Genomic DNA, 19,097 nt, shown 5'->3' on the forward strand with positions numbered 1-19,097 from the left:
AGGGAGGACGGTATTCATGCAGATCGGCGATCACGACGCGATTGTGGAAACCGCGCTGGACTGGCACCGGCAAGGCACGGGCGCCGTGCTGGCCACCGTGGTCGAGACCTGGGGCAGCGCGCCGCGGCCGGTGGGCAGCCAGTTGGCGATCTCGGGCGAGGGCGGCATGGCAGGCTCGGTCTCGGGCGGCTGCGTCGAGGGCGCGGTGATCGCCGAGGCGCTGGACGCGCTGGCCGACGGCCGCCCGCGGATGCTGGAGTTCGGCGTCAGCGACGAGGATGCCTTTGCCGTCGGGCTGGCCTGCGGCGGGCGCATCCGGGTGCTGGTCGAACCGGTGGGCGCAGCCCTGCCCGCGCCGCTGCTGGCCGATCTGGTGGCGGCACGCGCCGCCCGCCGCGCGGTGGCCTATGTGGTCGATACCGCGATCTGGGACCGGCGGCTGGCGGGGCCCGGCGATGCGGCGCTGGGCGCGGCGATCGGCGAACGGATGCGCGCGGACAGGTCGGGCTTTGAGGGCGCGGCCTTCATCGGCATCCACAACCCGCCCCTGCGCCTGGCGATCGTGGGGGCCGTGCATATCGCGCAGCCGCTGGTGCAGATGGCGCGCCTTGCCGGGTTTGCGCCCACGCTGATCGACCCGCGCCCGGCCTTCGGCGCGCTGGAGCGGTTCCCCGGCGAGGTGATCCTGGACGACTGGCCCGATGCCGCGCTGGCCCATCACGGGCTGGATGCGCGCACGGCGGTCGTCACGCTGACCCATGACCCCAAGCTGGACGATCCCGCGATCCTGGCGGCGCTGAACTCGGACGCCTTCTATCTGGGGTGCCTCGGCTCGACCCGGACGCATGCGAAACGGGTCGAGCGGCTGGCGGCGCAGGGGGTCACCGCCGAGCGGATCTCCCGCATCCACGCCCCCGTGGGCCTGGATATCGGCGCGAAAAGTCCGGCCGAGATCGCGGTCTCGATCCTTGCCCAGATCGTCGAGACACTGAGGAAGGGCTGATGCGCTTCGGATCCGTACCACCCGACCGGGCCGAGGGCGCCGTGCTGGCCCATTCGCTGCATGTCGAGGGGCGAACCTTCCGGAAGGGTCTGGTGCTGGGCCCGCCCGAGGTCGCGGCCCTGATGGCGGGAGGCGTGACCGAGATCACCGTCGCCCGGCCCGAGCCCGGCGACGTGGCCGAGGATGCGGCAGCCGGGCGCCTTGCCCGCGCGCTGGTGCCCGATCCGGGCGCGGCGGGGCTGCGGATCGGCAAGGCGGCGCGCGGACGGGTGAACCTGCATGCAGGCCATCCGGGGGTCGTGGGGCTCGATGCCGGGGCGATCCACGCGCTGAACCGGATCGACCCGGGCGTGACGCTGGCCACGCTGGCGCCGTTCACCCGGGTGACGCCCGGGCTGCTGGTCGGCACGGTCAAGATCATCCCCTATGCCGTGCCGGGCGCAGCGCTCGCGGCCGCCTGCGCCGCCGCGCCGGGGGCGATCCGGGTGCATCCGGTGACGCGACGGACGGCCGGCCTGATCCTGACCGAGGTGCCGGGGCAGAAGCCGGGACTGGGCGACAAGGGCCGCAGTGCCGTCGAGACCCGTCTCAAGGCGCTGGGCATGACCCTTGCGGCGGTCCGGACCGTGCCCCACGCGGTCGGGCCGATGGCCGCGGCGCTGAGGGAACTGGCGGGCGAGATCGCGCTGATCCTGACCGGCTCGGCCACCTCGGACATCTGTGACACGGGGCCCGAGGCGGTACGCGCCGCGGGCGGGCGGGTGGACCGCTTCGGCATGCCGGTCGATCCCGGCAACCTGCTGTTCATCGGCGAGGCGGCCGGCCGGCCGGTGATCGGCCTGCCGGGCTGTGCCCGGAGCCCGGCGCTGAACGGGGCGGACTGGGTGCTGGAGCGGGTGGCCTGCGGGCTGGACGTGGGGCCGGACGAGATTGCCGCGATGGGGGTGGGGGGGCTGCTGAAGGAGATCCCTTCGCGGCCGCAACCCCGCGAGGGCTGAGGCCCGGACCCGCCCGATTCCGGCCCCCGGAATCGGCGGCCGAACCTAGACCAAAGCATGTGTAAATCAACGGTTCTCAAACCTTGTTCCCCATGCTTTACTCGCGCCGAGGATAGGGAGGAAAATCGATGACGAAGGTCACGATGACCGTGAACGGCAAGGCCGTTTCCGGAGAGGTTGAGGGACGCACCCTGCTGTCCCAGTTTCTGCGCGACGGGCTTGGACTGACCGGTACCCATGTCGGCTGCGACACCAGCCAGTGCGGTGCCTGCGTCGTTCATGTGAACGGGCAGGACGTGAAATCCTGCACCACGCTTGCACTGGAATGCGAGGGGGCCGAGGTGCGCACGATCGAGGGCATGGCGAACCCCGACGGGTCGCTGTCGGTGATCCAGCAGGCGTTCCAGGACCATCACGGTCTGCAATGCGGATTCTGCACGCCGGGGATGGTGATGACGGCCTCGGCGCTGCTGGCGCAGAATCCGACCCCCAGCGAGGCCGAGATCCGGCACTACCTGGAGGGAAACATCTGCCGCTGCACGGGCTACCACAACATCGTCAAGGCGATCATGGCGGCCTCGGGACAGGATGTCAGCCATCTCGGCAGCGACGCGATCGCCGCCGAATAGGGCGAGACCGCGAATTTTCGCAGAAAATTCGTTATCCAGGGAGGATATCATGCCGAAAGATCACGGCATTGGCGCCAGCAGCAAGCGGCGCGAGGACGTGCGGTTCCTGACGGGACGGGGCCGCTATACCGACGACATCAACCTGCCGGGTCAGGCCCATGCCTGCTTTGTGCGCAGCCAGGTCGCGCATGGCCGCCTGAACGGGGTGAATACCGCCGATGCCGCGGCCATGCCTGGCGTCATCCGCATCTTCACCGCGGCCGATTTCGAGGGCGTGGGCGGGCTGCCCTGCGGCTGGCAGGTGACAGACCGGCACGGGGCCCCGATGCAGGAGCCCGGCCATCCGGTTCTGGCCACCGGCAAGGTGCGCCATGTGGGCGACCCGATCGCGCTGGTGGTGGCCGAGACCTACGACCAGGCCCGCGACGCGGCCGAGGCGGTGGTCGTCGACATCGAGGAACTGGAACCGGTGCTCGACATGAAGGCGGCGCTGGCGGATGGCGCCCCCAAGGTGCATGACGACCTGACCTCGAACCTCTGCTACGACTGGGGCTTCGTCGAAGAGAACCGCGAGGCGGTGAACAAGGCATTCGAGGCCGCCCACCACGTCACCACACTGGACCTGGTGAACCAGCGGCTGATCCCGAATGCGATGGAGCCGCGGGTCGCGATCGGCGACTACAACTTCGCCACCGACGATTCGACGCTGTACACCACCAGCCAGAACCCGCACGTGATCCGCCTGCTGATGGGGGCGTTCGTGCTGGGGATCCCCGAGCACAAGCTGCGTGTGGTCGCGCCCGACGTGGGCGGTGGCTTCGGGTCCAAGATCTTCCACTATGCCGAAGAGGCGGCCGTCACCTTCGCCGCGCGGCAACTGCGCCGTCCGGTCAAATGGACCTGCACCCGGTCGGAAAGCTTCATCACCGACGCCCAGGGCCGCGACCATGTCACGAAAATCGAACTGGCGCTGGACGCCGAGGGCCATTTCCAGGCGCTGCGCACCGAGACCTACGCCAACATGGGCGCGTATCTGTCGACCTTCGCGCCCTCGATCCCGACCTGGCTGCACGGCACGCTGATGGCGGGCAACTACAAGACCCCCCTGATCTATGTGAACGTCAAGGCGGTGTTCACCAACACGGTGCCGGTGGATGCCTATCGCGGGGCCGGGCGCCCCGAGGCGACCTTCCAGCTTGAACGCGTGATCGACAAGGCGGCGCGCGAGATCGGGATGGACCCGGTCGAGTTGCGCCGCAAGAACTTCATCACCCAGTTCCCCTATGCCACGCCTGTCGCGGTGGAATACGACACCGGCGACTACAACGCGACGATGGACAAGCTGCTTGAAATCGCCGACGTCGCGGGCTTCGAGGCGCGGCTGGCCGAAAGCAAGGCCCGCGGCAAGCTGCGCGGCCTCGGGGTGAACTGCTATATCGAGGCCTGCGGGATCGCCCCCAGCCATCTGGTGGGTCAGTTGGGCGCGCGCGCGGGGCTTTACGAAAGCGCCACGGTGCGGGTGAACGCCACGGGCGGGCTGGTGGTGATGACCGGCAGCCATTCCCACGGCCAGGGGCACGAGACGACCTTTGCCCAGGTCGTGGCCGACATGATCGGCCTTCCCGAGAACATGGTCGAGATCGTGCATGGCGACACCGCCAACACGCCGATGGGGATGGGCACCTACGGCTCGCGCAGCCTTGCGGTGGGGGGATCGGCGATGGTCAAGGCGACCAACAAGATCATCGCCAAGGCCAGGAAGATCGCGGCGCACCTGATGGAGGCCAGTCCCGACGACATCGAGCTGAAGGACGGCCGCTTCACCGTGGCGGGCACCGACAAGTCGGTCGCCTGGGGCGATGTCACGCTGGCGGCTTACGTGCCGCACAACTATCCGCTGGAGGATCTGGAGCCGGGGCTGGAGGAAACCGCCTTCTACGACCCGAACAACTTTACCTACCCGGCAGGCGCCTATGCCTGCGAGGTCGAGGTCGATCCCGAGACCGGCCGCGTTACCGTCGAGCGGTTCGCCGCGGCTGACGATTTCGGCAATGTCGTCAATCCGATGATCGTCGACGGGCAGGTGCATGGCGGGATCGCGCAGGGGATCGGCCAGGCCCTGCTGGAGTCGGCGGCCTATGACGAATACGGCCAGCTGCTGACGGGATCCTACATGGATTACGCGATGCCGCGCGCCGACGATGTGCCGTTCTACACTGTCGACCATTCCTGCCAGACGCCCTGCACGCACAACCCGCTGGGGGTGAAGGGCTGCGGCGAGGCGGGGGCGATCGGCAGCCCGCCCGCGGTGGTCAACGCGGTGGTCGATGCGCTGCAACGCGCGGGCCACACGGGCGTCACCCATATCGACATGCCCCTGACGCCCTCGCGCGTCTGGGCCGCCATGCAGGGCTGAGGAGGATCACCCATGTACGCATTCGATTTCGTGCGACCCGCGACACTGGACGAGGCCGTTGCCGCGCTTGGCGGCGAAGAGGCGCAGGCGCTGGGCGGCGGGCAGACGCTGATCCCCGCGCTCAAGCAGCGGCTGGCCGCACCCGCGACGCTGGTCAGCCTGACCGGCCTGCCGGAACTCAGGGGGGTGTGTGCCGCCGATGACGGCACGCTTTGCGTGGGCGGGGCGACGACGCATGCCGTGGTCGCGGCCGAGGCGGCAGCGCATTACCCGGCGCTTGCCGCGCTTGCGGGCAATATCGGCGATCCGGCGGTCCGCAACCGCGGCACGATCGGCGGCAGCGTCGCCAACAACGACCCCTCGGCCTGCTATCCGGCCGCGGCGCTGGGGTCGGGGGCGACGATCCGCACCAATACCCGGGACATCGCTGCCGACGACTACTTCCAGGGCATGTTCACCACCGCGCTGGAACCGGGCGAGATCATCACCGAGATCCGCTTCCCCGTGCCTGAAAAGGCCGCCTATGTGAAGTTCGAGCAGCCGGCCTCGCGCTTTGCGCTGGTGGGGGTGTTCGTCGCGAAATACGCCGACGGCGTGCGCGTCGCGGTGACCGGCGCCTCGGAAGAGGGCGTGTTCCGCTGGACCGAGGCCGAGGCGGCCCTGTCCTCGGATTTCGGTGCGGGTGCGGTCTCGGGGCTGTCGGTCGAGGCCGACATGATGATCGGCGACCTGCATGGCTCGCCCGAGTACCGCGCCCATCTCGTCAAGGTGCTGACCGGACGGGCGGTGATCGCCGCAGGCTGACCGAGGCCGGGACGAGAACCGGACGCCCCCGCCGTGGAACGGCGGGGGCGTTTCCGTGTCATGGCCCCTCCCGCCGTGCGGCGGGGGGCAGGCCGGGCTCTGATGCGGGGCCCCGGGCCGTCAGGCGGCCCGAATCGCGCCGAGAAAGCCGCGGACCCGGTCCGAGAGCGTCACCGTCTCGTCCGAGACCGTGGCCACGGCCTGTTTCAGCGTGGACGAGGTCGTGCCCGTCCGTTCCACGCGGTTCGACACGTCATGGATCATGTCGGCCATCTCGTTGCTGCTGGCCGCGGTCGATTCCGCGTGCTGTGCGATGTGCTGGGCGGCCTGTTTCTGTTCGTCGACGGCGAGACGGATGCTTTCGGTGACGCTGCGCATGCGTTGCACGCTGTCGCCGATCCCGGTCATCCGATGCGCCATCGAGCCGCTTTCGGACTGGATGCGCTGGATGCGGCCGCTGATCGACTCGGTCGCCTCGGTGATCCGCTGGGCCAGCGCCTTGACCTCGAAGGCGACGACCGCGAATCCCTTGCCCGAATCGCCCGCGCGCGCGGCCTCTACGGTCGCGTTGACCGCCAGCAGGTTGGTCTGGCGCGCGATCGACGAGATCAGGCTGACCACTTCGCCGATCTCTTCGGCCGCACCGTGCAGGGCGGCCACCTGGGCCGAAGAGGCCTCGGCCTCGGTGGCGGCGATGGCCGAGGCCGAGGCCGCCTCGCCGACATCCTGGGTGATCGAGGCGATCGAGGCCGACAACTGGTCGATGGCGGCGGCGACAGACTGGGCGCTGGTGGCGATCTGGGTGGCGTTCGCCGAGACGGATCCCGCGCCCTGCCGCGCCCCGATGATTTCGGCGTCGAGCCCGTTGGCCGTGCTGTAAAGCCGCCCCATAGAGTCATTCAGCACGTCCACCACCCGGGTGACCTCGGACTCGAAGCTTTCGCCGAGGCGGGCCATGCGGCCTGCGAAATCCTCGGTCTGGGCCTCGTGGAAGGCCGAGATGGCAAGTTCCATGTCCAGCATCAGGGCGCGGGTCAGCACGTCGGCATGGCTGATGGACGGCGGCCGCGACAGAAACCACAGGCGCCGGGGCTGCTCGGCCGCGATGATCCGCTGCAACATGGCCGCGACACGGGCATAGGCGCCGACATAGTCGCGCAGGGGCAGGCCGATCCGGTAGTGCACGCGCCCGATGACGTTGGCCTGGGCGAAATAGTCCTGCGTGTAGTCGCAGGTGAACATCCGCGCCCAGTGCGCCTTCTGCTTGGACCTGGCATGGGCCAGCAGGCGTTTGTCGGCGAAGAACTTCGACCATTCGGGGGTCGCGTCGACATCCGTGTAGAAATCCCTCAGAACCTCGTCGAGATGGGGAACGACGATTTCCCCGACCTCGCGCAGTACGCCGCGTGTTTCCTTGTCGAGCCCGTAGGCCCAGAGGCGGGCGGGGGGACGTTGTTCCATGGATATGTTCCGGTCTGATGGCGAGAGGGCGTTTGTTGTCAGGGGTAAGACCCAAAGATTTCCGACCGGTTACCCGCCCCCGGATCCGGCCTTCGATATCCATAAACTGCAACGAAAAAGGCCGCCCCGAGGGACGGCCCTGCACGCGATCGGGGCTGGCGCCCTATTTGATCGGGCCGATCATCATCACCATCTGGCGGCCTTCGAGCCTGGGCATGTTCTCGATCTTGCCGATCTCCTTGACGTCCTCGGCCACCCGCTCCAGCAGGTCGCGCCCGAGATTCTGGTGCGCCATCTCGCGGCCGCGGAACCTCAGCGTGATCTTCACCTTGTCGCCGCTTTCGAGGAAGCGCATCACGTTGCGCATCTTGACCTCGTAGTCGTGGGTGTCGGTGTTCGGCCGGAACTTGACCTCCTTGATCTCGATGATCTTCTGATTCTTGCGCGCCTCGGCCTCGCGTTTCTGGGTTTCGTACTTGAACTTGCCGAAATCCATGATCTTGCAGACCGGCGGCGTGGCGTTGGGAGAGATCTCGACCAGATCGAGCCCGGCGGCCTCGGCCAGTTCGATCCCTCGTTCCGGGGAAACCACCCCGATATTCTCGCCATCGGCACCGATGAGGCGTATTTCAGAAGCACGGATGCGGTCGTTCACGCGCGGGCCGGTATCACGTGACGGCGGCGCGTTATGAGGTCTGCGGGCTATGGTGGCGTTCCTTATTCTGCCTAGGTTGACCGGCAACAAATTAACCGCCGGGCCGCCTTGCTTCAAGGCGCTTTTCCGGGGTGTTCTTGGCAGATAAGTGCCAGTGCGGCGAAGCGCGGGTTTGCCTCGGACGTGGTTCGTGCGACAACTGGCACGGGTGGGACCGTGCGATCCCGGGACATGAGGACAAGAGCAATGAAAAAAGCGCTGATGACAATCATCATTCTCGCTGCCATCGGTGTTGGCGGCTATATCTGGTATCTCGGCAACATGACCGGTGAAGGGACTGCGCCCGAGGCCGCCGAGACGCCGGCCGAGGCTGTCGAAGAGGCCGTCGAGGCGACCGAAGGGGCGGCCGAAGAGGCGGTTGACGCCGCCGGTGAGGCCGTTGAAGCCGCCGGAGATGCGGCCGGCGAAGCGGTCGAGGCAACCGAAGAGGCAGCAGGCGAGGCGGCCGAGGCCGCCGAAGAGACGACCGAGGACGCCGCCGCGGCCGGGGAAGAGGCCACCGAGGCTGCGGGCGAAGCCGCGGAAGAGGCCGAGGCCGTTGCCGAAGAGGCGGTCGAGGAGACCGAAGCCGCCGCCGAAGAGGCCGCCGATGCGGTCGAGGACGCCACGGAGCCTGCAGCCGAGGCCGTCGAGGAGGCCGTGACGGGTGCGCCCACCGACGTGCTGAGCCCCGAGGGCTTCGACGCCGATGCGGTGATCGCGATGATCGACGACTCGTCGCTGGGCGAGGGCGAGAAGGAAGTCCTCAAATCTGCCGTCGAGACGGCCCGCAACGTCCCCGACATGGTCGGGCCGGTGCTTGAACAGGTCCGCAGCGCGCTGGGCATGTAGGCGTATACACGGCCCGGGACGCAGACCGGCGTCCCGCGGCCTGTCCCGAAAAGAAGAACGCCCCGCAAGAACGTGTCCTGCGGGGCGTTTTTCATTTCGGGGTCGGGGCTTGGCCTAGCCGACGAAGGCCTTTTCGACCACGTATTCCGCGGGTTCGGAATTGGCGCCCTCGCGCAGGTTCCAGCCGTCGAGGATCGCCATGATGTCCTTGTTGAAATCGAGCGAACCGCACACCATCGCCCGGTCGATGGCCGGGTCCATCCGGTCGGTGCCGAGGCCGAGATCGGCGAAGACCTTGCCCGAGGCAAGGTTGTCGGTCACGCGGCCCATGGTGTGGAAATCCTCGCGGGTCGTCGTGGGATAGTATTTCAGCTTGTCGCCCACGAACTCGCCGATCAGCGGGTCTTCGGGCAGGCTTTCGACCAGTTGGCGCCCGAATTCCAGTTCCGCCACCTCGCGGCAGGTATGCATCATGATGACCTCGTCATACCGTTCATAGGTGTCGGGGTCGCGCATCAGGCTGGCGAAGGGGGCGATGCCGGTGCCGGTGGCCAGGAACCACAGCCGCTTGCCGGGCAAGAGCGCATCAAGGACCAAGGTGCCCACGGGCTTGGGCCGCAGGATGATCTCGTCGCCGGGCTGGATGTGTTGCAGCCGGCTGGTCAGCGGGCCGTCCTGCACCTTGATCGAATAGAAATCGAGGCCTTCGTCCCACGACGGCGAGGCGATCGAGTAGGCGCGCATGATCGGCTTGCCGTCGTCGCCGGGCAGCCCGATCATCACGAACTCGCCCGAGCGAAAGCGCAGCGACTGGGGCCGGGTGGTCCGGAAATAGAACAGATCGTCGGTATAGTGACGCACCTCGGTCACGGTCTGCGCATCGGGCAGGGTCTTCTTGGCGGCGGTTGCGTCGGTCACGGAGGTCTGCTGATTCATGTCAATACGATCAACGGGGCCGTTGGCCCCGCCCTTTCCTTCTAGGTGTCCTCGCCTTTCGGGGAAACCCCCAACCTTCCGGTCCTGGCGCGAAGGCTTGGTCCGGAACCTCCGGCCGGGTATTCCCGACCAGTCCGGCGGGGACCATGACTCAGATCAAGCCGGAAGGCCACACGCCATGCCCCGATTCCTGCCCAACCTTGCCGCTGCGCCCCCGCCTGCGGGGCGGCAGAGGCTGAAAATGGCCGGCGGGCGGATATTTGCCCGCGCTGGCAAGGCCGACCAAAGAAGGGCTTTCCGGCCGCCCGGCGTTGATGTAGCGTAATTTTTGTCCGCAGGGTCAAATCACAATGCACCCCGGCGGGCAAACAGGGAAATCAAATAGAGTTATTATACATTTACATGGAACTGAATCACGCCAGACGCAGAATCCGGGAGGTCGGTTGGCTCCGACAGTTGCCGGGACCGTTCTGCACAGCCTTTCTTGCAGGATCGCATCTGCGCCGCTGCGCGGCCGGTCAGCCCCTGTTTCACCGCAATGATCCGGCGCCGGATTTCCTGGGGCTCGTCGACGGCCTTCTCTACATCTATTCCGAGGCAGGGGACGAAGGCTCGCGGCTGATCTTCGTGGCCCATCCGGGCTGGTGGGCGGGCAGCATCGCCATTGTCGGCGGCACGGAACGGCGGTGCACGGTGGTTGCGCAGGCGCCCTCGATCCTGCTGTCGGTGCCGCGCATGCATGTCGAGGCGCTGGCCCGGCGCGACACCTCGGCCTGGCGCCATGTCGCTGCGAACGTCGCGCAGCAATATGACAGTCTTTCGCTTCTGCTGCTGGCGCACAGCCATCCCGACCCCCGGGTGCGGCTGCTGATCTCGCTGGTGCGGCTGCACCGTTTCAACGATGGCGCAACCGTCTTTCAGGTGACCCAGTCCGAGCTGGCCGAGATGGCGGGCCTGTCGCGGAACTCGGCGAACCGGGCGATGCGGCAGTTCGCCGCTGACGGGCTGATCGAGACCGGCTATGGCTGGCTCAGGATCGTCGACCCCGTCGCCATGACCGCCGCGCTGGGTCAGTTGCGCGCCCTTGAGTCCGGGAGCGAGCGCCGCCGGGTCGGCTGAGGCGCCTGTGCGGTCCGGCGCTTGCGGCAAACGCCTGCCGGCTGCACCGGGTGCAGCCCACTCGCGCCATGGATGCCCGCCCATGCCGGGAGGGGGCGGTTTTTCTTGAGACACGGGCGATCATCGGTGATAGTCGGGCGCCGCCCCCCCCGGGGGGCGTTCCTGACAAGCAACCAGTCGATCTGGGAGGATACCGCATGAAGACCCTGACTGCCGCCGCTGCCGCCGTGGCGCTGACCGTATCGGCCGGCGCTGCGCTGGCGCAGTGCGACGATGGCGAGATGGTCATCAAGTTCAGCCACGTGACCAACGCCGACAAGCATCCCAAGGGCATCGCCGCGGCGCTGTTCGCCGAGCGGGTGAACACCGAGATGAACGGCGTGGCCTGCATGGAGGTCTATCCGAACACCACGCTCTATAACGATGACCAGGTGCTTGAGGCGATGCTGAACGGCGACGTCCAGTTCGCCGCGCCCTCGCTGTCGAAATTCGAGAAATACACCAAGGTCTTCCGCATCTTCGACCTGCCCTTCCTGTTCGAGGACATCGCGGCCGTCGACGCCTTCCAGGTTTCCGAAGCCGGCGAGGCGATGAAGCAGTCGATGGCACGCCGCGGCCTTCTGGGGCTGGAGTTCTGGCACAACGGGATGAAGCAGCTGTCGGCGAACAAGCCGCTGCTGGTGCCCGAGGATGCCCAGGGGCTGAAGTTCCGGGTGCAGACCTCGGACGTGCTGGTGGCGCAGATGGAGGCGCTGGGGGCAAGCCCCCAGCCGATGGCCTTCTCCGAGGTCTACGGCGCGCTGCAGACCGGCGTGGTCGACGGGCAGGAGAACACCTGGTCGAACATCTACGGCCAGAAGTTCTTCGAGGTGCAGGACGGCACCACCGAAACCAACCACGGCGCGCTGGACTATCTGGTGGTGACCTCGGTCGAATGGTGGGAAGGCCTCGACGCGGGCGTCCGCGACCAGATCGCGACGATCCTTCGCGAGGTGACCGTCGATCGCAACGCCGCGGTCGATCAGGTCGATACCGAGGCGCGGCAGGCGATCCTGGATGCGGGCGGCGTGATCCGCGAACTGACGCCCGAACAGCGCCAGGCCTGGGTCGACGCGATGAAGCCCGTCTGGGCCAAGTTCGAGGCCGATATCGGCGCCGAGAACATCGAGGCCGCGCAGAGCTTCAACAAGAGCGGCAGCTGACGCGCCGTCTTCCGTGACACCCGCGGTGGCCCCTTCACGGGGCCGCCGTCCGGTGCCGGACCGTTCACGACAATCGGGGAGCCGCAGGGGATGAGTGCATCTTACCGGCCGAAATCCGCGCTGGGGCGCGCGGTGCATGCCTTCGAGGAAACGGCAATCGCCGCGCTTCTCGGCCTGATGACGCTGGTGACCTTCGTCAACGTGGTGCTGCGCTATGTCTTCAATACCGGGCTGATCTGGGGGCTGGAAGTCACACTGGTCCTGTTCGCCTGGCTGGTGCTGTTCGGCATCGCCTACGGGTTCAAGATCACCATGCATCTGGGCGTGGACGCGCTGCTGAACATGGCCACGCGCGGAACGCGGCGGGTGCTGTCGCTGGTGGCGCTGGGCATCTGCCTTGCCTATGCGGCCTTGCTGATGAAGGGAGCGTGGGACTACTGGGCGCCCTTCGCCAACCTTGCGCCGACCACCGGGCGCTGGTTCCCGACGGGCTTCGAGGACATGAAGCCCTGGGATTACCGCGGCTACGTCCCGACCGAGCGCATCCCGATCCCGGAAGTCCTGCGCGGCCCGCTGGAATACCTGTTCCTGCCCGAGGGCGAGGATCCCTATGAGAAACTGCCCGTCGCCGTGCCCTATGCCATGGTGCCGCTGGCCGCGGCGCTGATCCTGTTCCGCCTGGTCCAGGCGGGTTGGCGGATCGTGACGGGTCGCCAGGAATGGTTGATCGTCAGCCACGAGGCCGAGGATGCGGTCGCCGAGGCCGCAGCCGCACGCAAGGAGTCCTGAGCCATGGAAGTCGCGCTTCTCTTCGCGATGGTGATCGGCTTCCTGCTGATCGGCGTGCCGATCGCGGTCTCGCTGGGCATGGCGTCGATCCTGTTCCTGCTGGCCTTTTCCGAGACCTCGCTGGCCTCGATCGCGCAGTCGATGTACCAGGCGATGGCCGGGCACTACACGCTGCTGGCGATCCCGTTCTTCATCCTCGCCTCCAGCTTCATGTCGACGGGCGGCGTGGCGCGGCGGATCATCCGGTTCTCCATCGCCTGCGTCGGGCACCTGCGGGGCGGGCTGGCCATTGCCGGCGTCTTTGCCTGCATGCTGTTCGCGGCGCTGTCGGGATCGTCGCCCGCCACCGTGGTCGCCATCGGTTCGATCGTCATCGCGGCGATGCGCAAGGTGGGCTATACCCGCGATTTCGCCGCCGGGGTGATCTGCAACGCGGGCACGCTGGGGATCCTGATCCCGCCCTCGATCGTGATGGTGGTCTATGCCTCGGCCACCGACGTCTCGGTCGGACGGATGTTCCTTGCGGGCGTGATCCCCGGCCTGCTGGCGGGCACGATGCTGATGCTGGCGATCTATGTCATGGCGGTGATCCGCAACATGCCCAAGGGAGACTGGCAGGGCTGGGGCGAGATCTTCGCCAGCTTCCGCGACGCGTTCTGGGGGCTGATGCTGATCGGCATCATCATGGGCGGGATCTACGGTATTCCGGGCGTGACGGGGGCGATCTTTACCCCCACCGAGGCGGCGGCCGTCGCCGCGGTCTATGCCTTCCTGATCGCGGTCTTTGTCTATCGCGACATGGGGCCGCTGAAGCCGCGCGAAGAGGGCGGGCGGCCTGTGCCGCTCTGGCAGCGGCCGCAGGCGCTGGTCACGGGGTTCGTCCACCGCGATACGCGGAACACGCTGCTTGATGCCGCCAAGCTGACCATCATGCTGATGTTCATCATCGCCAACGCGCTGATCCTGAAACACGTGCTGACCGACGAGCAGATCCCGCAGAAGATCGCGGGCGCGATGCTGGATGCAGGCTTCGGGCCGGTGATGTTCCTGGTACTGGTCAACGTGATCCTGCTGATCGGCGGTCAGTTCATGGAGCCCTCGGGGTTGATCGTGATCGTGGCGCCGCTGGTGTTCCCGATCGCGATAGAACTGGGGATCGACCCGATTCACCTGGGCATCATCATGGTGGTGAACATGGAGATCGGGATGATCACGCCGCCGGTGGGTCTGAACCTGTTCGTGACCTCGGGCGTTGCGGGGATGCCGATGATGCGGGTGGTCTGGGCGGCGCTGCCCTTCCTTGCGGTGCTGTTCGTGTTCCTGATCATCGTGACCTACATCCCCTGGCTGTCGACCTGGCTGCCGACCTCAGTGATGGGCCCCGAGATCATCATCAAGTGAGCCGAGCGCCGGTCCTTCGGGACCGGCGCAAGCGATGCGTTCGCGGCCGCGCCGGGGCGGCGCCTTACCCGTGTCCTCAACCCGTTGCAGCGATCCGCAGCAAACCCGCACGCAGCCCCGCCTGATCGGGCAGGTCGGCATCCAGCGCGTCATGCGCCGCGCGCCAGGCCGGCAGCGCCCGCGCAAGGAGATCCGCGCCCGTTTCCGTCAGCCGCAGCCGCCGCCCGCGCCGATCCTGCGCATCGGCGGCCGCCGCGACCAGTCCGCGCCGTTCGAGCGGTTTCAACGCCGCGGTCAGCGTCGTGCGGTCCATGCCGAGGAACGGCGCCAGGTCGCCGATCAGCGGCGGGACAGGCCGGTTCAGCGCCATCATCAGCGAGAACTGCCCGCTGGTCAGCCCGAACGGCCTGAGCGCGCGGTCGAAGCGCCGCGCCAGCACCCGGGCCGCGCGCTGGACGTGAAGGCACAGACAGCGCTCGCCGACCGCATGGGCGACGGATTGGGGCAGATGGTCTCGCATCGCGGGGTCGATCATGTTATGTTGATATCAACATAAAGCCGTGCGAGTCGGGATGCCACCGAAATCGACGGGACAGGAAGGGAGGAAATCATGGCCTATGTCGACGGATTCGTGCTTGCGGTGCCCGAGGCGAACAAGTCCGCCTATCGTGCCCACGCCGAGAAAGCCTGGCCGTTGTTCCAGGAGTTCGGCGCGCTTTCGATGTGGGAATGTTGGGGCGACGATGTGCCCGACGGCAAGCTCACCTCGTTTGCGATGGCGGTCAAGGCCGAGCCGGGCGAGGCGGTGGTGTTCTCGTGGATGCTCTGGCCGGACAAGGCGGCGCGCGATGCGGGCTGGAAGCGGATGATGGAAGACCCGCGCATGGCCGAGATGCAGGAGATGCCCTTCGACGGCAAGCGGATGATCTACGGGGGCTTCGCGCCCCTCGTGCAGGCGGGCGCCATGGCCTGAGGCCGCGCGCCCGCTCGCCTTTGCGCGGTTCAGGCCGCTGGGGCCGCCTCGAGCGCGGCGATGATCGCCGAGAAATCGGCCGCCGTCAGCGAGGCCCCGCCCACCAGTGCGCCGTCGACATTCGAGGTGGCGAAGATCTCGGCGGCGTTCGACGGCTTGACCGAGCCGCCATAAAGCAGCCGGATGCCATGGGCTGCGTCGCCGAACCGGGCGACCAGTTCGGCGCGCATGAAATCGTGGACCTCGGCGATCTGATCCAGCGTCGGCACGCGCCCCGTGCCGATCGCCCACACGGGTTCGTAGGCGACCACGACGCTTTGGCCGGTCACGCCCGCATCGGGCAGCGAGCCCTTGATCTGCGCGCCGACCACGGCCAGCGTCTGGCCCGCGTCGCGCTGGGCGTCGGTCTCGCCGACGCAGACCACGGCGACCAGCCCCTCGGCCAGAACCGCCTCTGCCTTGGCGCGCACTGCGGCGTCGGTCTCGGCATGGTCGGTGCGCCGTTCGGAATGGCCGAGGATCACGTAGGAGGCGCCCGCATCCGCAAGCATTGCGGCCGAGATGTCGCCGGTATGTGCCCCCGATGCCGCCGCGTGGCAATCCTGGCCGCCGACCGCCAGCCTGGAGCCATGCACCGCGTCGGCCATGCGGTCGATCAGCGTGGCGGGCGGGCAAAGCAGGATGTCGACCTGCGGATCTGGATGGGCCGCTGCCAGTGCCATCGCCTCGCTCAGCGACGCCCCCGTCCCGTTCATCTTCCAGTTCCCGGCCGCCAGTTTCCGCCGCATGCGCTCACTCCCTCGTTACGGATTCCGAGGGTCTTCCTAGGGCATTTGCGGGGCGAGCGGAACGCCCCTTTTGCGCGCAGCGGGGCAGGGGGGATCACGGCCGGGTCAGTTCCCCGCGGTCTCGTCGACCTCGCGGAACTTGATCGATTCGCCGCAGCCGCAGGACTCGGTGACGTTGGGGTTGCGGAACTTGAACCCCGAGTCCAGCAGGCCCACCTCGTAGTCGATCTCGGTACCGAACAGGAACATCTGCGCCATCGGTGCAATGGCGACGCGCGCGCCGTCCTGTTCTACCACCTCGTCCATCGGGTCGAGCGTGGCGACGTAATCCATCGTGTATTCCATCCCCGCGCAGCCGCCCTTCTTCACCCCGATCCGAAGGCCGGCGGCGTTCTGTCTTGCCATCAGCCGGACCACCTGCGCCGCCGCGGCGGGCGTCAGGACGACAGCCTGCTTGCCGGGAATTCCGAACATCCCAAAATCTCCCTCTTGCCGGGCGTCACATGAAGCCCAGTTCCAGCCGCGCCTCGTCGGACATCATGTCCATGCCCCAGGGCGGATCCCAAGTGATCTCGACATCGACCTGCTTGACGCCGGGCAACGGTTCCACCGCCTCGGCCAGCCAGCCCGGCATCTCGCCCGCCACGGGGCAGCCCGGCGCGGTCAGCGTCATGGTGATCGCCACCGCGTTCTCGGCGTCGATCTCGATCGTGTAGATCAGGCCAAGGTCGTAGATGTTCACCGGGATCTCCGGATCGAAAACCGACCGGCAGGCCTCGACGACCTGCGGGTAAAGGGGATGGTCGGTGGAAGACGGCCGGATAAGCGGCGTCCCCTCTAGCTTTTCCTGCTGCATCGCTGTCGCGGTCCCTGAAAATCCTACTAAACATATAAGGAATTGGCGGCGCGGCGTCCAGAGCCCGATTGCCCCGCCGCGCGCCCTTGCCCGGTGGATGCGGGCGGGCTAGGCAGAAGCGGCAAACAAGAAACCATGGGGGCATGGGGATGCGCAGGGATCTGACGGACGACGAGGCACGGGCGCTGCTGGAGCGCGACGAGCGCGAGATGAGCGTGGTGATCTCGGATCCGTCGCTGCCGGATAACCCGATGATCTATGTCAGCGAGGAATTCGAGCGGCAGACCGGCTATTCCGCCGAAGAGGCGGTGGGGCGCAACTGCCGCTTTCTGCAGGGGCCGGACACCGATCCCCACGCGGTCGAGGCGATCCGCCATGCGCTGCGCGCGCAGACGCCCTTTACCATCGACCTGCTGAACTACCGCAAGGACGGCACGCCTTTCGTCAACCGGTTGCGCATCCGGCCGATCTTTGACGAGGATGGACGGCTGATGTATTTCGCGGGCGCCCAGAACCCGGTCTGACCCGGCCACTACACGCCCGCCAGGCTGTCGGCCATCGCGTGGTTGCGGTCGCGGTGCCCGGCCTCGTCGGCGCGGACGGCAACGATCACCTCGCGCAGCCGCGCCTCTGGGGCGAGGCCCCAGTAGTCGATGGCAAGTTGCGGCGCGGGGACATTCTCGGCCTCGCCCGCGTCGACCTGCGCCAGGTACTGGGTATAGCTGATCACCGCCTCTTCCTCGAGATAGCCGACCACCCGGTGGGCGATCCGCGGCGCGAAGAGGTAGAGAAAGAAGTAGGCGTTGAAGAACAGCGCCTGCCCGACAAGGATGATCCCGCGTTCCAGCGCCGTGGGCCGGGCGATCTTGATGAAGGTCATCAGGTGCATCCGCTCGTTGTCGGCCTCGTCCAGCAACTCGCGGATCCAGCCCTGATCGTCGCGGATATGGCGGATCGCCTTGAGGTGCTGAAGCATGCCGCCCACCATTCCGGGGACGGCTGCGACGGTCTCCAGCACCACGGCGCGGTGGCCATAGCGTTTTGCAAAGAACGCGTCGGCGAAGACGCGCATCAGCTTGACGATCCGCAACGCCACGCGGTCGCGGATATCCGCGGGGGGCTTGTGGGCGGTCAGGTCGGGGGCCGTGCGGTCGGAGGAATCGAACATGGGTGTCTCCAGGTTTTCCGGAACAGCTTGGCCGCGCCGGGCAGGGGTCAACGCCGGTGTGGCATTGCGCACCGGTGCCGCACGCAACTGTGACCGCACCGTCAGCACAGTGTGACCCGTCTTGCCCGGCCCCCCGCCGCGGGCCGAACCGGCCTCTGCGCCCAGGAGCGGTGCGGCACCTTTGCTGCGCCATTTTGTGGCGCCGCCAAGGTCATTCGGTCGCGGTTGGCGGAGAACTATCAGGGGTTGTCAGAGTAATGGAAAAACAACTATGAAATGCCCCGAGCAAAGCCCGCTCTGCCTGTGGCTTGGGACGAATCACTGGTCGTGAATGTCGTCCCCCGTAAGTCGCAGGGCTGTGGATAACCATGTGAACAGCCGCCCCGGCATAGTGTCCCGGGAAGGCGTCTTTTGGCGTTTCGGCGCGTGGCGTTGTGCGGCGTGGCATGGTCCCAAACCCTTGTGAAAAAGGGCTTTCAGGTGGCCCCCTGGCCATCTGTGGTGCTGCGGCACGCGGCTGGAATCGTCATCTCCCCCCACAGATCGCCTGTGCACAAAACGGCGCCCGTGTCGCTGCGTCATGCTTGATCGCGATCATGGACGATTCTATCTGAACCGATTAGTTCAGTTTCTGCGGGGGATCGAGCCCGCACAGCCGATGGAGGTGCAGATGATCACCATCAAGTCTTTCGGGAAGGCGGTCCTGGGGCTGTCGCTCATGGTCGCGCTGGCGGCCTGTGTGGCCCAGCCGGTGCAGGAATGTGAGCCCGGCGTTGGCGAGATCAGCGAGATGGGGACCGTGATGACCTATCCGGGCTGCTAGGCCCGGGCGCGGTCTGATGCCGATGCGAAACGGAACGGGCCGGCGCCATCGCGCGCCGGCCCTGTCCTTTCCTGCGCCCTGCGGGGCGTCAGCCCCTGTTCATCCTGTTTTCGATGAGTGTCTCGACGACGGATGGGTCGGCGAGGGTTGAGGTGTCGCCGAGGGCTCCGAAGTCGTTTTCTGCG

General features: G+C 67.2%; 21 protein-coding genes. 13 read left to right on the forward strand and 8 right to left on the reverse strand.

Features of this window, described 5'->3' with window-relative positions; translation table 11 throughout:
• Positions 1 to 22: 22 nt before the first annotated feature.
• The 5 genes from EV655_RS05660 (at position 23) to EV655_RS05680 (ending at position 5,850) form a co-directional block, all read left to right on the forward strand.
• The gene (locus tag EV655_RS05660) at positions 23 to 1,003 is read left to right on the forward strand and encodes an XdhC family protein (protein ID WP_132542774.1); all 981 of its coding nucleotides are present in this window, start codon (positions 23 to 25) and stop codon (positions 1,001 to 1,003) included.
• A complete protein-coding gene (locus EV655_RS05665; protein WP_132542708.1) occupies positions 1,003 to 2,001 on the forward strand; it encodes a molybdopterin-binding protein in 999 nt (332 codons plus the stop codon). Before EV655_RS05660 ends, EV655_RS05665 begins: the two co-directional genes overlap by 1 nt.
• Before the next feature lie 128 nt (positions 2,002 to 2,129).
• Entirely contained in the window at positions 2,130 to 2,630 is a 501-nt protein-coding gene (locus EV655_RS05670) for a (2Fe-2S)-binding protein (RefSeq protein WP_132542710.1), read from the forward strand.
• Positions 2,631 to 2,679: 49 nt separating this feature from the next.
• Positions 2,680 to 5,046, forward strand: a complete 2,367-nt coding sequence (locus EV655_RS05675; RefSeq protein WP_132542712.1) for a xanthine dehydrogenase family protein molybdopterin-binding subunit — start codon at positions 2,680 to 2,682, stop codon at positions 5,044 to 5,046.
• 12 nt (positions 5,047 to 5,058) lie between these two features.
• Positions 5,059 to 5,850: an FAD binding domain-containing protein gene (locus EV655_RS05680; protein WP_132542714.1), complete on the forward strand. Its 792-nt coding sequence runs from the start codon at positions 5,059 to 5,061 to the stop codon at positions 5,848 to 5,850.
• A gap of 120 nt (positions 5,851 to 5,970) precedes the next feature.
• Here the strand turns inward: EV655_RS05680 and EV655_RS05685 are convergent, their stop codons facing one another.
• Together EV655_RS05685 and infC are read right to left on the reverse strand one after the other, a co-directional pair.
• Entirely contained in the window at positions 5,971 to 7,311 is a 1,341-nt protein-coding gene (locus EV655_RS05685) for a globin-coupled sensor protein (RefSeq protein WP_132542716.1), read from the reverse strand.
• A 163-nt stretch (positions 7,312 to 7,474) separates the two neighbouring features.
• Positions 7,475 to 7,966 carry a translation initiation factor IF-3 gene (gene infC / locus EV655_RS05690; protein ID WP_243644997.1) on the reverse strand — a complete coding sequence of 164 codons (492 nt, stop codon included), beginning with the start codon at positions 7,964 to 7,966 and terminating at the stop codon, positions 7,475 to 7,477.
• Positions 7,967 to 8,212: 246 nt separating this feature from the next.
• Here infC and EV655_RS05695 point away from each other — a divergent pair, with 246 nt between their 5' ends.
• Positions 8,213 to 8,857, forward strand: a complete 645-nt coding sequence (locus tag EV655_RS05695; protein WP_165905279.1) for a hypothetical protein — start codon at positions 8,213 to 8,215, stop codon at positions 8,855 to 8,857.
• 114 nt (positions 8,858 to 8,971) lie between these two features.
• Here EV655_RS05695 and EV655_RS05700 read toward each other — a convergent pair whose 3' ends face one another.
• Positions 8,972 to 9,793: a ferredoxin--NADP reductase gene (locus tag EV655_RS05700; RefSeq protein WP_132542720.1), complete on the reverse strand. Its 822-nt coding sequence runs from the start codon at positions 9,791 to 9,793 to the stop codon at positions 8,972 to 8,974.
• Positions 9,794 to 10,249: 456 nt separating this feature from the next.
• On the opposite strand from EV655_RS05700, the gene EV655_RS05705 reads away from it, so the two are divergent.
• The 4 genes from EV655_RS05705 (at position 10,250) to EV655_RS05720 (ending at position 14,304) form a co-directional block, all read left to right on the forward strand.
• Positions 10,250 to 10,912 carry a Crp/Fnr family transcriptional regulator gene (locus EV655_RS05705; RefSeq protein ID WP_165905280.1) on the forward strand — a complete coding sequence of 221 codons (663 nt, stop codon included), beginning with the start codon at positions 10,250 to 10,252 and terminating at the stop codon, positions 10,910 to 10,912.
• A 197-nt stretch (positions 10,913 to 11,109) separates the two neighbouring features.
• Positions 11,110 to 12,114, forward strand: a complete 1,005-nt coding sequence (locus EV655_RS05710) for a TRAP transporter substrate-binding protein (RefSeq protein WP_132542724.1) — start codon at positions 11,110 to 11,112, stop codon at positions 12,112 to 12,114.
• 90 nt (positions 12,115 to 12,204) lie between these two features.
• Positions 12,205 to 12,903 (forward strand): TRAP transporter small permease, encoded by a 699-nt coding sequence (locus tag EV655_RS05715; protein ID WP_132542726.1) that lies wholly within the window; start codon positions 12,205 to 12,207, stop codon positions 12,901 to 12,903.
• Between the two features lie 3 nt (positions 12,904 to 12,906).
• The gene (locus tag EV655_RS05720; RefSeq protein WP_132542728.1) at positions 12,907 to 14,304 is read left to right on the forward strand and encodes a TRAP transporter large permease; all 1,398 of its coding nucleotides are present in this window, start codon (positions 12,907 to 12,909) and stop codon (positions 14,302 to 14,304) included.
• 76 nt (positions 14,305 to 14,380) lie between these two features.
• Here EV655_RS05720 and EV655_RS05725 read toward each other — a convergent pair whose 3' ends face one another.
• Positions 14,381 to 14,839 (reverse strand): MarR family winged helix-turn-helix transcriptional regulator, encoded by a 459-nt coding sequence (locus EV655_RS05725; RefSeq protein ID WP_243644998.1) that lies wholly within the window; start codon positions 14,837 to 14,839, stop codon positions 14,381 to 14,383.
• A 75-nt stretch (positions 14,840 to 14,914) separates the two neighbouring features.
• Between EV655_RS05725 and EV655_RS05730 the strand changes: the two genes are divergently transcribed.
• Positions 14,915 to 15,277: a DUF1428 domain-containing protein gene (locus EV655_RS05730; protein ID WP_132542732.1), complete on the forward strand. Its 363-nt coding sequence runs from the start codon at positions 14,915 to 14,917 to the stop codon at positions 15,275 to 15,277.
• 29 nt (positions 15,278 to 15,306) lie between these two features.
• On the opposite strand, the gene tpiA is transcribed toward EV655_RS05730, so the two are convergent.
• The 3 genes from tpiA to EV655_RS05745 all read right to left on the reverse strand — a co-directional run bounded on the left by tpiA (position 15,307) and on the right by EV655_RS05745 (position 16,921).
• Positions 15,307 to 16,065, reverse strand: a complete 759-nt coding sequence (tpiA, locus tag EV655_RS05735; RefSeq protein WP_132542734.1) for a triose-phosphate isomerase — start codon at positions 16,063 to 16,065, stop codon at positions 15,307 to 15,309.
• 105 nt (positions 16,066 to 16,170) lie between these two features.
• Positions 16,171 to 16,539 (reverse strand): HesB/IscA family protein, encoded by a 369-nt coding sequence (locus tag EV655_RS05740; RefSeq protein WP_132542736.1) that lies wholly within the window; start codon positions 16,537 to 16,539, stop codon positions 16,171 to 16,173.
• Between the two features lie 25 nt (positions 16,540 to 16,564).
• A complete protein-coding gene (locus EV655_RS05745) occupies positions 16,565 to 16,921 on the reverse strand; it encodes an SUF system Fe-S cluster assembly protein (protein ID WP_132542738.1) in 357 nt (118 codons plus the stop codon).
• Positions 16,922 to 17,070: 149 nt separating this feature from the next.
• Between EV655_RS05745 and EV655_RS05750 the strand changes: the two genes are divergently transcribed.
• Positions 17,071 to 17,445: a PAS domain-containing protein gene (locus tag EV655_RS05750; protein ID WP_132542740.1), complete on the forward strand. Its 375-nt coding sequence runs from the start codon at positions 17,071 to 17,073 to the stop codon at positions 17,443 to 17,445.
• Positions 17,446 to 17,453: 8 nt separating this feature from the next.
• Here the strand turns inward: EV655_RS05750 and EV655_RS05755 are convergent, their stop codons facing one another.
• Positions 17,454 to 18,089 (reverse strand): alternative oxidase, encoded by a 636-nt coding sequence (locus EV655_RS05755; protein WP_132542742.1) that lies wholly within the window; start codon positions 18,087 to 18,089, stop codon positions 17,454 to 17,456.
• Positions 18,090 to 18,759: 670 nt separating this feature from the next.
• Between EV655_RS05755 and EV655_RS18590 the strand changes: the two genes are divergently transcribed.
• Positions 18,760 to 18,912: a hypothetical protein gene (locus EV655_RS18590; protein WP_165905281.1), complete on the forward strand. Its 153-nt coding sequence runs from the start codon at positions 18,760 to 18,762 to the stop codon at positions 18,910 to 18,912.
• Positions 18,913 to 19,097 lie beyond the last annotated feature (185 nt).

Source organism: Rhodovulum euryhalinum, from assembly GCF_004342445.1.
Taxonomy (GTDB): Bacteria; Pseudomonadota; Alphaproteobacteria; order Rhodobacterales; family Rhodobacteraceae; genus Rhodovulum; species Rhodovulum euryhalinum.

Bases quoted from the DNA above. Each gene is read 5' to 3' on its own strand.
- EV655_RS05665 (WP_132542708.1), top strand. From the start codon at position 1,003: ATGCGCTTCGGATCCGTACCACCCGACCGGGCCGAGGGCGCCGTGCTG.
- EV655_RS05670 (WP_132542710.1), top strand. From the start codon at position 2,130: ATGACGAAGGTCACGATGACCGTGAACGGCAAGGCCGTTTCCGGAGAG.
- EV655_RS05675 (WP_132542712.1), top strand. From the start codon at position 2,680: ATGCCGAAAGATCACGGCATTGGCGCCAGCAGCAAGCGGCGCGAGGAC.
- EV655_RS05680 (WP_132542714.1), top strand. From the start codon at position 5,059: ATGTACGCATTCGATTTCGTGCGACCCGCGACACTGGACGAGGCCGTT.
- EV655_RS05685 (WP_132542716.1), bottom strand. From the start codon at position 7,311: ATGGAACAACGTCCCCCCGCCCGCCTCTGGGCCTACGGGCTCGACAAG.
- EV655_RS05695 (WP_165905279.1), top strand. From the start codon at position 8,213: ATGAAAAAAGCGCTGATGACAATCATCATTCTCGCTGCCATCGGTGTT.
- EV655_RS05700 (WP_132542720.1), bottom strand. From the start codon at position 9,793: ATGAATCAGCAGACCTCCGTGACCGACGCAACCGCCGCCAAGAAGACC.
- EV655_RS05710 (WP_132542724.1), top strand. From the start codon at position 11,110: ATGAAGACCCTGACTGCCGCCGCTGCCGCCGTGGCGCTGACCGTATCG.
- EV655_RS05715 (WP_132542726.1), top strand. From the start codon at position 12,205: ATGAGTGCATCTTACCGGCCGAAATCCGCGCTGGGGCGCGCGGTGCAT.
- EV655_RS05720 (WP_132542728.1), top strand. From the start codon at position 12,907: ATGGAAGTCGCGCTTCTCTTCGCGATGGTGATCGGCTTCCTGCTGATC.
- EV655_RS05725 (WP_243644998.1), bottom strand. From the start codon at position 14,839: ATGATCGACCCCGCGATGCGAGACCATCTGCCCCAATCCGTCGCCCAT.
- EV655_RS05730 (WP_132542732.1), top strand. From the start codon at position 14,915: ATGGCCTATGTCGACGGATTCGTGCTTGCGGTGCCCGAGGCGAACAAG.
- tpiA (WP_132542734.1), bottom strand. From the start codon at position 16,065: ATGCGGCGGAAACTGGCGGCCGGGAACTGGAAGATGAACGGGACGGGG.
- EV655_RS05740 (WP_132542736.1), bottom strand. From the start codon at position 16,539: ATGTTCGGAATTCCCGGCAAGCAGGCTGTCGTCCTGACGCCCGCCGCG.
- EV655_RS05745 (WP_132542738.1), bottom strand. From the start codon at position 16,921: ATGCAGCAGGAAAAGCTAGAGGGGACGCCGCTTATCCGGCCGTCTTCC.
- EV655_RS05750 (WP_132542740.1), top strand. From the start codon at position 17,071: ATGCGCAGGGATCTGACGGACGACGAGGCACGGGCGCTGCTGGAGCGC.
- EV655_RS05755 (WP_132542742.1), bottom strand. From the start codon at position 18,089: ATGTTCGATTCCTCCGACCGCACGGCCCCCGACCTGACCGCCCACAAG.
- EV655_RS18590 (WP_165905281.1), top strand. From the start codon at position 18,760: ATGATCACCATCAAGTCTTTCGGGAAGGCGGTCCTGGGGCTGTCGCTC.